The sequence below is a fragment of the Paraburkholderia sp. BL18I3N2 genome (assembly GCF_003001875.1).
In the GTDB taxonomy this organism is placed as follows: domain Bacteria; phylum Pseudomonadota; class Gammaproteobacteria; order Burkholderiales; family Burkholderiaceae; genus Paraburkholderia; species Paraburkholderia phytofirmans.
Window position 1 is genome coordinate 1 of sequence record NZ_PVNC01000019.1, and the last position, 14553, is coordinate 14553.

At 58.6% G+C, this 14553-nt stretch carries 10 protein-coding genes, 4 tRNA genes and 2 rRNA genes; 15 read left to right on the forward strand and 1 reads right to left on the reverse strand.

Annotation, left to right across the window (positions count from 1 at the left end; translation table 11 throughout):
- From B0G75_RS32200 to rplL, 13 genes are all read left to right on the forward strand, one after another.
- Nucleotides 1-82, forward strand: a 23S ribosomal RNA gene (locus B0G75_RS32200); the annotation flags it as partial.
- A gap of 208 nt (nt 83-290) precedes the next feature.
- Nucleotides 291-404, forward strand: a 5S ribosomal RNA gene (gene rrf, locus B0G75_RS32205).
- A gap of 155 nt (nt 405-559) precedes the next feature.
- Nucleotides 560-645: transfer RNA gene (locus tag B0G75_RS32210), tRNA-Tyr, on the forward strand.
- A gap of 41 nt (nt 646-686) precedes the next feature.
- A tRNA-Gly gene (locus B0G75_RS32215) sits at nt 687-760 on the forward strand.
- Between the two features lie 16 nt (nt 761-776).
- A tRNA-Thr gene (locus tag B0G75_RS32220) sits at nt 777-851 on the forward strand.
- A gap of 63 nt (nt 852-914) precedes the next feature.
- Nucleotides 915-2105, forward strand: a complete 1191-nt coding sequence (gene tuf / locus B0G75_RS32225; RefSeq protein WP_012434572.1) for an elongation factor Tu — start codon at nt 915-917, stop codon at nt 2103-2105.
- Nucleotides 2106-2169: 64 nt separating this feature from the next.
- A tRNA-Trp gene (locus B0G75_RS32230) sits at nt 2170-2245 on the forward strand.
- 36 nt (nt 2246-2281) lie between these two features.
- Nucleotides 2282-2662 (forward strand): preprotein translocase subunit SecE, encoded by a 381-nt coding sequence (secE, locus tag B0G75_RS32235; protein ID WP_012434579.1) that lies wholly within the window; start codon nt 2282-2284, stop codon nt 2660-2662.
- A 1-nt stretch (nt 2663) separates the two neighbouring features.
- Entirely contained in the window at nt 2664-3221 is a 558-nt protein-coding gene (nusG, locus tag B0G75_RS32240) for a transcription termination/antitermination protein NusG (RefSeq protein ID WP_007180147.1), read from the forward strand.
- A gap of 165 nt (nt 3222-3386) precedes the next feature.
- Nucleotides 3387-3818, forward strand: coding sequence for a 50S ribosomal protein L11 (rplK, locus tag B0G75_RS32245; protein ID WP_012434578.1), 432 nt, complete (start codon nt 3387-3389; stop codon nt 3816-3818).
- Nucleotides 3819-4517 (forward strand): 50S ribosomal protein L1, encoded by a 699-nt coding sequence (rplA, locus tag B0G75_RS32250; protein WP_007180145.1) that lies wholly within the window; start codon nt 3819-3821, stop codon nt 4515-4517.
- 301 nt (nt 4518-4818) lie between these two features.
- On the forward strand, nt 4819-5322 hold the full coding sequence (gene rplJ / locus B0G75_RS32255; RefSeq protein WP_007180144.1) for a 50S ribosomal protein L10: 504 nt from the start codon (nt 4819-4821) through the stop codon (nt 5320-5322).
- 63 nt (nt 5323-5385) lie between these two features.
- Nucleotides 5386-5760 (forward strand): 50S ribosomal protein L7/L12, encoded by a 375-nt coding sequence (rplL, locus tag B0G75_RS32260; protein WP_011490060.1) that lies wholly within the window; start codon nt 5386-5388, stop codon nt 5758-5760.
- A gap of 3 nt (nt 5761-5763) precedes the next feature.
- Here the strand turns inward: rplL and B0G75_RS40345 are convergent, their stop codons facing one another.
- Nucleotides 5764-6006 carry a hypothetical protein gene (locus B0G75_RS40345; protein ID WP_146142559.1) on the reverse strand — a complete coding sequence of 81 codons (243 nt, stop codon included), beginning with the start codon at nt 6004-6006 and terminating at the stop codon, nt 5764-5766.
- 124 nt (nt 6007-6130) lie between these two features.
- Here B0G75_RS40345 and rpoB point away from each other — a divergent pair, with 124 nt between their 5' ends.
- Nucleotides 6131-10237 (forward strand): DNA-directed RNA polymerase subunit beta, encoded by a 4107-nt coding sequence (rpoB, locus tag B0G75_RS32265; RefSeq protein ID WP_012434577.1) that lies wholly within the window; start codon nt 6131-6133, stop codon nt 10235-10237.
- Nucleotides 10238-10258: 21 nt separating this feature from the next.
- On the forward strand, nt 10259-14497 hold the full coding sequence (gene rpoC / locus B0G75_RS32270; protein ID WP_012434576.1) for a DNA-directed RNA polymerase subunit beta': 4239 nt from the start codon (nt 10259-10261) through the stop codon (nt 14495-14497).
- The last annotated feature ends 56 nt before the right edge of the window (nt 14498-14553 follow it).

The window sequence follows — 14553 nt, forward strand, 5'->3', positions numbered from 1 at the left end:
ACCAGGACGTTGATAGGTCAGGTGTGGAAGCGCAGTAATGCGTTAAGCTAACTGATACTAATTGCCCGTAAGGCTTGATCCTATAACAGGTGTGTTTTGCGATGACCGTCAGTGCTTCAGCACTTACGCGCATCCCACCCCCGAAGGGGGCAGGGACACACAGGTTCAGTGATCGTGTTGTGCCAGACTCAACACAACCCCAACCGCTTCACCCCTGGTGAGCATCACCAGAAACTACTTCTTCCCCGATTGGCTGTGCCGCCCCACCGGCGACACGGCAACAAGTCATGCCTGATGACCATAGCGAGTCGGTCCCACCCCTTCCCATCCCGAACAGGACCGTGAAACGACTCCACGCCGATGATAGTGCGGATTACCCGTGTGAAAGTAGGTAATCGTCAGGCTCCCCAGCAGCATCAGAAACCCCACCCCAAAAAGGTGGGGTTTCTGCGTTTACGGAAGCGCTGAAATCACTATATAAGTGAGAGCCTTGGGTTCGGAGCAGTCAAGCAAGTCTTGACAATGAGTTGTTGTTCCCCCATAATCATCAGTTCTCTGCGGAGGGGTGCCCGAGTGGCTAAAGGGGGCAGACTGTAAATCTGTTGGCTTACGCCTACGTTGGTTCGAATCCAACCTCCTCCACCAGGATGCAAGTTGCAGCAGTTGTTGGGAATCCATGAATCCTTGCGGGTGTAGCTCAATGGTAGAGCAGAAGCCTTCCAAGCTTACGACGAGGGTTCGATTCCCTTCACCCGCTCCAGCAATACAGAAGTAGCGCCCATGTGGCTCAGTGGTAGAGCACTCCCTTGGTAAGGGAGAGGTCGGCAGTTCGATCCTGCCCATGGGCACCAGAAGTTCTCGCTGATTGTTTGCGCCCGGCGCAACGTACGGAAAAATCCTCTTAGGAGTCGAAAATGGCCAAGGGTAAGTTTGAGCGGACCAAGCCGCACGTGAACGTCGGCACGATCGGTCACGTTGACCACGGCAAGACCACGCTGACGGCAGCGATCACGACGGTTCTGACGCAGAAGTTTGGCGGCGAAGCGAAGGCATACGACCAGATCGACGCGGCGCCGGAAGAAAAGGCACGTGGTATCACGATCAACACGGCGCACGTCGAGTACGAAACGGCTAACCGCCACTACGCCCACGTCGACTGCCCGGGCCACGCTGACTATGTGAAGAACATGATCACGGGTGCGGCGCAGATGGACGGCGCGATCCTGGTGTGCTCGGCTGCTGACGGCCCGATGCCGCAAACGCGTGAGCACATTCTGCTGGCGCGTCAGGTTGGCGTGCCGTACATCATCGTGTTCCTGAACAAGTGCGACATGGTGGACGACGCTGAGCTGCTGGAACTCGTCGAAATGGAAGTTCGCGAACTTCTGTCGAAGTACGACTTCCCGGGCGACGACACGCCGATCATCAAGGGTTCGGCCAAGCTGGCGCTGGAAGGCGACAAGGGCGAGCTGGGCGAAGTGGCGATCATGAATCTGGCCGACGCGCTGGACACGTACATCCCGACGCCGGAGCGCGCAGTTGACGGTGCGTTCCTGATGCCGGTGGAAGACGTGTTCTCGATCTCGGGTCGCGGCACGGTGGTGACGGGTCGCGTTGAGCGCGGCGTGGTGAAGGTCGGCGAGGAAATCGAAATTGTCGGTATCAAGCCGACGGTGAAGACGACCTGCACGGGCGTGGAAATGTTCCGCAAGCTGCTCGATCAAGGTCAGGCAGGCGACAACGTGGGTATCCTGCTGCGCGGCACGAAGCGTGAAGACGTGGAGCGTGGCCAGGTTCTGGCGAAGCCGGGTTCGATCAACCCGCACACGCACTTCACGGCTGAAGTGTACGTGCTGAGCAAGGACGAAGGTGGCCGTCACACGCCGTTCTTCAACAACTATCGTCCGCAGTTCTACTTCCGTACGACGGACGTGACGGGCTCGATCGAGTTGCCGAAGGACAAGGAAATGGTCATGCCGGGCGACAACGTGTCGATCACGGTGAAGCTGATCAACCCGATCGCGATGGAAGAAGGCCTGCGTTTCGCAATCCGCGAAGGCGGCCGTACAGTCGGCGCCGGTGTGGTTGCCAAGATTCTCGAGTAACGCCAGATAGTTCTCGTTAATCGGTAGTTTCGGGGTTGGCGGTGTCGTCAACCCCAAATGGTTTAGGGGTATAGCTCAACTGGCAGAGCGTCGGTCTCCAAAACCGAAGGTTGGGGGTTCGATTCCCTCTGCCCCTGCCAACTCTCGCGCCGTATGCGGCGCTTCGTTAAGGTGTTATGGCGAATCCTTCCGTCGAAACTGTAAATACATCGGGCGACAAGCTGATGCTCGTCGCGGGCGTATTGCTGGTCTTGGCCGGGTTCGTGGGGTTTTTCTGGCTTAGCGGCCAGGAATGGTACGTCCGCGGAGCTGCCTTGGCTGTTGGTGCGATCGCGGGTGTTGCAGTCGGTCTTCTCTCCGCGCCTGGCAAGGGTTTCATCGCTTTCGCCAAAGATTCGTACAAGGAAGTCCGCAAGGTTGTTTGGCCGACTCGTAAAGAGGCTACCCAGACAACGCTCGTAGTATTTGGCTTCGTGTTCGTCATGGCGATCTTTCTTTGGATTGGTGATAAATCCATCGAATGGGCGATTTTCTCGGTGATTCTGGGTTGGAAATGATATGAGCGATACTCCGGCATCCCCGAGCGGCAAACGTTGGTACGTCGTGCACGCCTACTCCGGCATGGAGAAGAGCGTGCAACGTGCGCTTCAAGAGCGTATCGAACGTGCTGGCATGCAAGACCAGTTCGGTCAAATCCTCGTTCCGACTGAAGAGGTGGTCGAGGTAAAAGGCGGTCACAAATCGGTGACCGAGCGTCGTTTCTTCCCGGGCTATGTTCTCGTTGAAATGGAAATGACTGACGAGACGTGGCACCTCGTGAAGAACACGGCAAAGGTGACAGGTTTCGTAGGCGGTGCGCGTAACCGTCCGAGTCCGATTTCCCCGCGGGAAGTCGAGAAAATCATGTCGCAAATGCAGGAAGGTGTGGAAAAGCCGCGTCCAAAGACCCTGTTCGAAGTCGGCGAGATGGTGCGGGTGAAGGATGGTCCGTTCACGGATTTCAACGGCAGCGTCGAAGAAGTGAACTACGAAAAGTCGCGCGTCCGTGTTTCCGTTACAATCTTCGGCCGCGCAACGCCGGTCGAACTCGAATTCGGCCAGGTCGAAAAGCTGTAGTCCAGAATTCTACGGGGCGCACCATGCGGTGCGTTCCGTATTTCGCGCTTACGGTCCGCGTAATGGCCGTTGAGGAGCGTAAGTACCCAATATTTCGGCGAACGCGCGCTATTACTCACTGAACGTCCGCATGTACCCGTGCGGTGTTCCAAAGAGGTTTTCAACATGGCAAAGAAAATTATCGGCTTTATCAAGCTGCAGATTCCTGCAGGTAAAGCCAATCCGTCGCCGCCGGTTGGTCCGGCACTGGGCCAGCGCGGCCTGAATATCATGGAGTTCTGCAAGGCGTTCAACGCGCAGACCCAGGCACTGGAGCCGGGTCTGCCGACTCCGGTCGTGATCACCGCGTTTGCGGATAAGAGCTTCACGTTCGTTCTGAAGACGCCGCCGGCAACAGTTCTGATCAAGAAGGCAGCGAAGATCGATAAGGGTTCGAGCAAGCCGCATACCGACAAGGTCGGCAAGATCACCCGCGCTCAAGCTGAAGATATCGCCAAGACCAAGATGCCCGATCTGACGGCAGCTGATCTGGACGCAGCGGTTCGTACGATCGCTGGTAGCGCCCGCTCGATGGGCATCACCGTGGAGGGCGTGTAAATGGCTAAGCTTTCAAAGCGTCTGCAAGCATTTGCAGCCAAGGTTGATCGTCAAAAGCTGTACGCAATCGACGAAGCTCTGTCGCTCGTGAAGGAATGCGCAAGCGCGAAGTTCGACGAGTCGATCGACGTCGCGGTGCAGCTCGGTATTGATGCGAAGAAGTCGGACCAAGTGGTTCGTGGCTCGGTCGTCCTGCCGGCTGGTACTGGTAAGTCTGTTCGCGTTGCAGTGTTCGCGCAAGGCGAAAAAGCTGAGCAAGCTCGTGCAGCCGGCGCAGAAGTCGTCGGTATGGAAGACTTGGCTGAGCAAGTCAAGGCTGGCAAGTTGGACTTCGACATTGTGATCGCTTCGCCGGACACGATGCGCGTTGTCGGTACGCTCGGTCAGATCCTCGGCCCGCGTGGCCTGATGCCGAACCCGAAGGTCGGTACGGTTACGCCGGATGTCGCGACTGCAGTGAAGAACGCCAAGGCTGGTCAGGTGCAATTCCGTGTCGACAAGGCCGGTATCATCCACGCCACCATCGGCCGCGCTTCGTTCGAGCCGACAGCTCTGCGTAGCAACCTGAACGCTCTCGTCGACGCGCTGCAAAAAGCGAAGCCGGCAACGAGCAAAGGTGTGTACCTGCGCAAGGTTGCTCTGTCGAGCACGATGGGCGTTGGCGTTCGCGTCGACCAGGCATCGATCGCAGCACAGTAATAGATTTCATCGCCTCGGCGTAAGTCGGGGCGGTTTTATGGGCTTTGGGCGGTCGTAAGGTGGCAGTCTGCATCGAGCGACCGGTTGTCAAAGACCGTTGGCGGGCGCGCAGCAGGTAGGTGTGTCCTTAATGTAAAGCCAACGCAGATGGCGAACCCGAAAAGGTTTTGTAGTGATGAAGCCCGTTGATATCCGCAGCAATGCGGACTCAGGCGGTCGAAATACTCCTGACTGGTCGGACGCCGTTATTGAACGCGGTACACAAGGCGCACGCCGCGTGTATCGAATCTGGAGGTTAACCGTGCCACTTAACAAAGAAAGCAAGCAGGCCGTCGTCGCTGAGGTTGCCGCGCAAGTCGCGAAAGCCCAGACCGTGGTTCTGGCTGAGTATCGTGGAATCGCGGTTGGCGATCTGACCAAGCTGCGCGCGAAAGCGCGTGAGCAACAGGTTTATCTTCGCGTGTTGAAGAACACGTTGGCGCGTCGCGCTGTCGAAGGTACCCCGTTTGCTCCGCTGGCAGAGCAGATGACTGGTCCGTTGATCTACGGCATCTCGGAAGATGCAATTGCTGCTGCTAAGGTCGTCAACGACTTCGGCAAAACCAATGACAAGTTGATCATCAAGGCTGGTTCCTACGAAGGCAAGGTGATGGACAAGGCTGGCGTGCAAGCGCTGGCAAACATCCCGAGCCGCGAAGAACTGCTCTCCAAGCTGTTGTACGTTATGCAGGCACCTGTTTCCGGCTTTGCGCGCGCTCTGGCCGCGCTGGCAGAAAAGAAACAAGGCGAAGAAACCGCTGCGTAATGCACTTCAGTCGAGCGTGATTGATCGCTGGCTGTATCCGAATTCAATTTAGGAGTATTTCAAATGGCAATCGCAAAAGAAGACATCCTCGAGGCAGTAAGCTCGATGTCGGTTCTGGAACTGAACGAGCTGGTTAAGGCGTTCGAAGAAAAGTTTGGCGTGTCGGCAGCTGCTGTTGCAGTGGCAGGCCCGGCAGGCGGCGGCGCTGCCGCTGCTGCTGAAGAGCAAACCGAATTCACGGTCAACCTGACGGAAGTCGGCGCGAACAAGGTTTCGGTCATTAAGGCTGTTCGCGAACTGACGGGTCTCGGCCTGAAGGAAGCGAAGGACCTGGTCGACGGTGCACCGAAGCCTGTTAAGGAATCGGTACCGAAGGCTGCTGCTGAAGAAGCTAAGAAGAAGCTGGAAGAAGCCGGCGCGAAGGCTGAAATCAAGTAAGTTTCAGCTCGCTGTGCGAAGGCTGGCGGTTTTCCACCGCCGGCCTTTTTGTGCTTTGTGGGAGACACGTTTTTGCTTGGCCGTTTCGGCAAGAATGTGGCTCCCAGAGGCCAAAGAAAACCGCCTTTCGGCAGCATTGACCGGCGTTTCTCTTTGTCTTCTGAAGCGACTGCAGAAGGCAAGTTTGGTCGGGTAGCGGGCAACATAGGCATCCGCTGCCGTCAGCCAGCGGTTGGTAGCGGCCAACCACCAAGCTTCTAGGCTCGTTCAAGCCATCGGACGGCCATCGGGTCTCAGTCGGTGAACACTCGGGTTGTCTCATCAAGGTATCCTGCCTCGACAACAATGCCCGCCGTGATTCGGAGATCGTATGCAATATTCCTTCACCGAGAAGAAGCGTATTCGCAAGAGTTTTGCGAAGCGCCCCATCGTTCACCAAGTACCTTTCCTGCTGGCTACCCAGCTTGAATCATTCAGCACGTTTCTGCAAGCAGACACGTCGTCCACGCAACGCAAGCCGGAAGGCCTGCAAGCTGCGTTTACCTCCGTTTTTCCGATTGTTTCGCATAACGGGTTCGCTCGTCTAGAGTTCGTCAGCTACATGCTGTCGCCGCCGGCATTCAACATCAAGGAATGTCAGCAGCGCGGTTTGACGTACTGCTCGGCGCTGCGCGCGAAAGTGCGTCTGGTGCTGCTCGACAAGGAATCGCCGAGCAAGCCGGTCGTCAAGGAAGTGAAGGAACAGGAAGTGTACATGGGCGAAATTCCGCTCATGACGCCGACGGGTTCGTTCGTCATCAACGGCACGGAGCGTGTGATCGTTTCGCAGCTGCACCGTTCGCCGGGCGTGTTCTTCGAACACGACAAGGGCAAGACGCACAGCTCGGGCAAGCTCCTGTTCTCGGCACGTATTATTCCTTACCGCGGTTCGTGGCTCGATTTCGAGTTCGACCCGAAGGACGTGCTGTACTTCCGCGTCGACCGTCGCCGCAAGATGCCGGTCACGATCCTGCTGAAGGCAATCGGCCTCACGCCGGAACAGATCCTCGCAAACTTCTTCGTCTTCGATAATTTCACGCTGATGCCGGAAGGCGCGCAGATGGAATTCGTGCCGGAGCGTCTGCGTGGTGAAGTCGCGCGTTTCGACATCACGGACCGTGATGGCAACGTGATCGTCCAGAAGGACAAGCGGATCAACGCGAAGCACATTCGCGATCTCGACAACGCCAAGACCAAGTTCATCTCGGTCCCGGAAGACTATTTGCTCGGCCGCGTGCTGGCGAAGAACGTCGTCGACGGCGACACGGGTGAAGTCATCGCTAACGCGAACGACGAAATCACGGAGACCGTGCTCGAGAAGCTGCGCGAGTCGAAGATCAAAGACATCCAGACGCTCTATACGAACGATCTGGATCAAGGTCCGTACATCTCGTCGACGCTGCGTATCGACGAAACCGCGGACAAGATGGCCGCACGCATCGCGATCTACCGCATGATGCGTCCGGGCGAACCGCCGACCGAAGAAGCGGTCGAGGCGCTGTTCAACCGTCTGTTCTACAGCGAAGACGCTTACGACCTCTCGAAGGTGGGTCGTATGAAGTTCAATCGCCGTGTCGGTCGCGACGAAATCGTCGGCCCGATGACGCTGCAAGACGACGACATCCTCGCCACGATCAAGATCCTGGTCGAACTGCGTAACGGCAAGGGCGAAGTGGACGACATCGACCACTTGGGCAATCGTCGTGTGCGTTGCGTCGGCGAACTGGCGGAAAACCAGTTCCGCGCAGGTCTCGTGCGTGTCGAACGTGCTGTGAAGGAACGCCTCGGCCAGGCCGAAAGCGAAAACCTGATGCCGCACGACCTGATCAACTCGAAGCCGATTTCGTCGGCGATTCGCGAGTTCTTCGGTTCGTCGCAGCTGTCGCAGTTCATGGACCAAACGAACCCGTTGTCGGAAATCACCCACAAGCGTCGTGTTTCGGCTCTTGGCCCGGGCGGTTTGACGCGTGAGCGCGCTGGCTTTGAAGTCCGCGACGTGCACCCGACTCACTACGGTCGCGTGTGCCCGATTGAAACGCCGGAAGGTCCGAACATCGGCCTGATCAACTCGCTCGCTCTGTACGCGCACCTGAACGAATACGGCTTCCTCGAAACGCCGTATCGCAAGGTCGTGGACAGCAAGGTGACCGATCAGATCGACTATCTGTCGGCGATCGAAGAAGGCCGTTATGTGATCGCTCAGGCGAACGCGGCGGTGGCTGAAGACGGCTCGCTGACCGACGAACTGGTGTCGTCGCGTGAAGCAGGCGAAACGCTGATGGTCACGCCGGACCGCATCCAGTACATGGACGTGGCGCCGTCGCAGATCGTGTCGGTGGCAGCATCGCTGATTCCGTTCCTCGAGCACGATGACGCGAACCGCGCATTGATGGGTTCGAACATGCAGCGTCAGGCTGTGCCGTGTCTGCGTCCTGAAAAGGCTGTGGTCGGTACGGGTATCGAGCGCACGGTGGCAGTCGACTCGGGCACGACGGTTCAGGCATTCCGCGGCGGTGTGGTCGATTACGTCGACGCGGGCCGTATGGTGATCCGCGTGAACGACGATGAAGCCGCGGCCGGCGAAACCGGCGTGGACATCTACAACCTGATCAAGTACACGCGTTCGAACCAGAACACGAACATCAACCAGCGCCCGATCGTGAAGGTCGGCGACATCGTGTCGCGTGGCGACGTGCTGGCTGACGGTGCATCGACCGATCTCGGCGAGCTGGCTCTCGGCCAGAACATGCTGGTCGCGTTCATGCCGTGGAACGGCTACAACTTCGAAGACTCGATTTTGATCTCGGAGAAGGTGGTTGCGGACGACCGTTACACGTCGATCCACATCGAAGAACTGAACGTCGTTGCTCGCGATACGAAGCTCGGACCGGAAGAAATCACGCGCGACATCTCGAACCTGGCTGAAGTGCAACTCGGCCGTCTCGATGAGTCGGGCATCGTCTACATCGGCGCTGAAGTCGAAGCGGGCGACGTGCTGGTCGGCAAGGTCACGCCGAAGGGCGAAACCCAGCTGACGCCGGAAGAAAAGCTGCTGCGCGCGATCTTCGGTGAAAAGGCTTCGGACGTGAAGGACACGTCGCTGCGCGTGCCGTCGGGCATGAGCGGCACCGTGATCGACGTTCAAGTGTTCACGCGCGAAGGCATTCAGCGCGACAAGCGTGCGCAACAGATCATCGACGATGAACTGAAGCGTTATCGCCTCGACCTGAACGACCAGCTGCGCATCGTGGAAGGCGACGCCTTCCAGCGTCTCGCACGTATGCTCGACGGCAAGGTCGCGAACGGCGGTCCGAAGAAGCTGGCGAAGGGCACGAAGATCGAACAGGCTTACCTGCAAGATCTGGATCACTACCACTGGTTCGACATCCGCCTCGCGGACGAAGAAGCAGCGGCACAGCTCGAAGCCATCAAGGACTCGATCGAACAGAAGCGTCACCAGTTCGATCTGGCGTTCGAAGAAAAGCGCAAGAAGCTCACGCAAGGCGACGAACTGCCGCCGGGCGTGTTGAAGATGGTCAAGGTGTACCTGGCAGTCAAGCGCCGCCTGCAGCCTGGCGACAAGATGGCCGGCCGTCACGGTAACAAGGGTGTCGTGTCGAAGATCGTTCCGATCGAAGACATGCCGTACATGGCCGACGGCCGTCCGGCTGACGTCGTTCTGAACCCGCTCGGCGTGCCGTCGCGGATGAACGTCGGTCAGGTTCTCGAAGTGCATCTGGGTTGGGCCGCGAAGGGTCTCGGCTGGCGTATCGGCGAAATGCTGCAGCGTCAGGCGAAGATCGCTGAACTGCGCGAATTCCTGACCAAGATCTACAACGAGTCGGGCCGCGCTGAAGAGCTGGACAGCTTCACGGACGACGAGATCGTCGAACTGGCGAAGAACCTGCGCGAAGGCGTGCCGTTCGCTACGCCGGTGTTCGACGGCGCGACGGAAGAAGAAATGTCGCGCGCGCTGGATCTGGCATTCCCGGACGACATCGCGAAGAACCTCGGCATGACGCCGTCGAAGAATCAGGTGCGTCTGTACGACGGCCGCACGGGCGAAATGTTCGAACGTACGGTGACGGTCGGCTACATGCACTACCTGAAGCTGCACCACTTGGTCGACGACAAGATGCACGCGCGTTCCACGGGCCCGTACTCGCTCGTGACGCAGCAGCCGTTGGGCGGTAAGGCGCAATTCGGTGGCCAGCGTTTCGGTGAAATGGAAGTGTGGGCGCTCGAAGCGTACGGCGCATCGTACGTGCTGCAGGAAATGCTGACGGTGAAGTCGGACGACGTGACAGGCCGGACCAAGGTTTATGAAAACCTGGTCAAGGGCGATCACGTGATCGACGCCGGCATGCCGGAATCCTTCAACGTGTTGGTGAAGGAAATCCGCTCGCTCGGTATCGATATCGACCTCGACCGCAACTAATCGGACTACGGAGAGAAAGCAATGAAAGCTCTGCTCGATCTATTCAAGCAAGTCCAACAGCCTGAAGTTTTTGACGCGATCAAGATCGGTCTGGCTTCGCCGGACAAGATCCGTTCGTGGTCGTTCGGTGAAGTGAAGAAGCCGGAAACCATCAACTACCGGACGTTCAAGCCGGAACGCGATGGTTTGTTCTGCGCGAAGATCTTCGGGCCGATCAAAGACTACGAATGCCTTTGCGGCAAGTACAAGCGCCTGAAGCATCGTGGCGTGATCTGCGAGAAGTGCGGCGTTGAAGTGACGCTGGCGAAAGTGCGTCGCGAACGCATGGGCCACATCGAACTGGCGTCGCCGGTTGCGCACATCTGGTTTTTGAAGTCGCTGCCGTCGCGTCTGGGCATGGTGCTCGACATGACGCTGCGCGACATCGAACGCGTGCTGTACTTCGAAGCATATGTGGTGATCGATCCGGGCATGACGCCGCTGAAAGCGCGGCAGATCATGACCGAAGAGGATTACTACAACAAGGTCGAAGAATACGGTGACGAATTCCGTGCCGAGATGGGCGCGGAAGGCGTGCGCGAATTGCTGCGCGCGATCAACATCGACGAACAGGTCGAGATGCTGCGCACCGAACTCAAGAACACGGGTTCGGAAGCGAAGATCAAGAAGTATGCGAAGCGCCTGAAGGTGCTCGAGGCTTTCCAGCGTTCGGGCATCAAGCCTGACTGGATGGTGCTCGAAGTGCTGCCGGTGCTGCCGCCGGAACTGCGTCCGCTGGTGCCGCTGGATGGCGGCCGCTTCGCGACGTCGGACCTGAACGACCTGTATCGCCGCGTGATCAACCGTAATAACCGGTTGAAGCGTCTGCTCGAATTGAAGGCGCCTGAAATCATCGTTCGCAACGAAAAGCGGATGCTGCAGGAAGCCGTCGACTCGCTGCTCGACAACGGTCGTCGCGGTAAGGCCATGACTGGCGCGAACAAGCGTCCGCTGAAGTCGCTCGCAGACATGATCAAGGGTAAGGGCGGTCGTTTCCGTCAGAACTTGCTCGGTAAGCGCGTTGACTATTCGGGCCGTTCGGTGATCGTGGTCGGCCCGACGCTCAAGCTGCATCAGTGCGGTCTGCCGAAGCTGATGGCGCTCGAACTGTTCAAGCCGTTCATCTTCAACAAGCTCGAAGTGATGGGTGTCGCTACCACCATCAAGGCTGCGAAGAAGGAAGTCGAGAACCAGACGCCGGTGGTGTGGGACATTCTCGAAGAAGTCATTCGCGAACATCCGGTCATGCTGAACCGTGCGCCGACGCTGCACCGTCTTGGCATTCAGGCTTTCGAGCCGGTGCTGATCGAAGGTAAGGCAATCCAGCTGCACCCGCTCGTTTGCGCGGCGTTCAACGCCGACTTCGACGGTGACCAGATGGCTGTTCACGTGCCGCTGTCGCTGGAAGCGCAGATGGAAGCGCGCACGCTGATGCTGGCGTCGAACAACGTCCTGTTCCCGGCCAACGGCGATCCGTCGATCGTGCCGTCGCAGGATATCGTGCTCGGTCTGTACTACGCGACCCGTGAAGCTGTGAACGCAAAGGGCGAAGGCCTGACGTTCACCGGCGTTTCGGAAGCGCTGCGTGCCTACGAGAACAAGGAAGTCGAGCTCGCCTCGCGCGTCAACGTGCGGATCACCGAAATGGTCCACAACGAAGACAAGTCGGAAGGTGCGCCGGCGTTCGTGCCGAAGATCACGCTGTACCCGACCACCGTCGGCCGTGCAATCCTGTCGGAGATCCTTCCGCCGGGCCTGCCGTTCTCGGTGCTCAACAAACCGCTGAAGAAGAAGGAAATTTCGCGCCTCATCAACACCGCCTTCCGCAAGTGCGGTCTGCGTGAAACGGTGATTTTCGCCGACCAGTTGATGCAGTCGGGTTTCCGTCTGGCAACGCGCGCTGGTATCTCGATCTGCGTCGACGACATGCTCGTGCCGCCGCAGAAGGAAACCATCGTCGGCGACGCCGCGAAGAAGGTGAAGGAATACGACCGTCAGTACATGTCGGGTCTCGTCACGTCGCAAGAGCGTTACAACAACGTGGTCGACATCTGGTCGGCAACGTCGGAAGCGGTCGGTAAGGCGATGATGGAGCAGCTGTCGACGGAACCGGTCACGGATCGCGACGGCAACGAAACGCGTCAGGAATCGTTCAACTCGATTTACATGATGGCGGACTCGGGTGCTCGTGGTTCCGCGGTTCAGATTCGTCAGCTGGCCGGCATGCGTGGCCTGATGGCGAAGCCGGACGGCTCGATCATCGAGACGCCGATTACGGCGAACTTCCGTGAAGGCCTGAACGTGTTGCAGTACTTCATCTCGACACACGGCGCACGTAAGGGTCTGGCTGATACGGCACTGAAGACGGCAAACTCGGGTTACCTGACGCGTCGTCTCGTCGACGTGACGCAGGATCTGGTGGTGGTCGAGGACGATTGCGGTACGTCCAACGGCGTCGCCATGAAGGCGTTGGTCGAAGGTGGTGAAGTCGTCGAAGCGCTGCGTGACCGTATTCTGGGTCGCGTGACGGTGGCTGACGTCGTCAATCCGGAATCGCAGGAAACGCTGTACGAAACGGGCACGTTGCTCGACGAAGATGCGGTCGAAGAAATCGAACGCCTCGGCATCGACGAAGTGCGCGTGCGTACGCCGCTGACTTGCGAAACGCGTTACGGTCTGTGCGCAGCTTGCTACGGCCGCGACCTGGGCCGCGGCTCGTCGGTCAACGTCGGTGAAGCAGTCGGCGTGATCGCCGCACAGTCGATCGGTGAACCGGGCACGCAGCTCACGATGCGTACGTTCCACATCGGTGGTGCGGCGTCGCGTGCGGCAGTGGCTTCGTCGGTTGAAGCGAAGTCGAACGGTACGGTGCGTTTCACGGCAACGATGCGTTACGTCACCAATGCGAAGGGCGAGCAGATCGTCATCTCGCGTTCGGGCGAAGCGATGATCACCGACGACCACGGTCGCGAGCGCGAACGTCACAAGGTGCCGTACGGCGCGACGCTGTTGCAACTGGACGGCGCGCAGATCAAGGCCGGCACGCAACTGGCAACGTGGGATCCGATGACGCGTCCGATCATCACCGAGTGGGGCGGTACGGTGAAGTTCGAAAACGTCGAAGAAGGCGTGACCGTTGCGAAGCAGATCGACGATGTGACGGGTCTGTCCACGCTGGTCGTGATCGACGTGAAGCGTCGTGGTTCGCAAGCTTCGAAGACGGTGCGTCCGCAGGTCAAGCTGCTCGATGCGAACGGCGAAGAAGTCAAGATCCCGAACACCGAGCACTCGGTGCAGATCGGCTTCCAGGTCGGCGCTCTGATCACCGTGAAGGACGGTCAGCAAGTGCAGGTCGGTGAAGTGCTGGCACGTATCCCGGTCGAATCGCAGAAGACGCGTGACATTACCGGTGGTCTGCCGCGTGTGGCTGAATTGTTCGAAGCACGTTCGCCTAAGGACGCAGGTATCCTCGCGGAAGTCACGGGTACGACGTCGTTCGGTAAGGACACGAAGGGCAAGCAGCGTCTCGTTATCACGGACCTCGACGGCAATCAGCACGAGTTCCTGATCGCGAAGGAAAAGCAGGTTCTGGTGCACGATGGTCAGGTCGTCAACAAGGGCGAAATGATTGTCGACGGGCCGGCCGATCCGCACGACATCTTGCGTCTGCAAGGTATCGAAGCGCTGTCGCGTTACATCGTGGACGAAGTGCAGGACGTGTACCGTCTGCAAGGCGTGAAGATCAACGACAAGCACATTGAAGTGATTGTTCGTCAGATGCTGCGCCGCGTGCAGATTACGGACAACGGCGATACGCGTTTCATCCCGGGCGAACAGGTCGAGCGGTCGGATATGCTCGACGAGAACGACCGTATGATCGCGGAAGACAAGCGTCCGGCAACGTACGAAAACGTGCTGCTTGGTATCACGAAGGCCTCGTTGTCGACCGATTCGTTCATCTCGGCGGCGTCGTTCCAGGAAACGACCCGCGTGCTGACCGAAGCGGCGATCATGGGCAAGCGCGACGACCTGCGTGGTCTGAAGGAAAACGTGATCGTCGGCCGTCTGATTCCGGCCGGTACGGGTCTCGCGTTCCACAAGGCACGCAAGAGCAAGGAACTGTCCGACCGCGAGCGTTTCGATCAGATCGCAGCGGAAGAGTCGTTCGAATTCGGTACGCCGGAAACCCCGGCCGCCGAACAGCAGCACTCAGGCGAGTAAGCTCAGGTCAGTAAGTCCGGGCGGCGTAAGCCGCTTGGGCTCACCAGCCAGCGAAG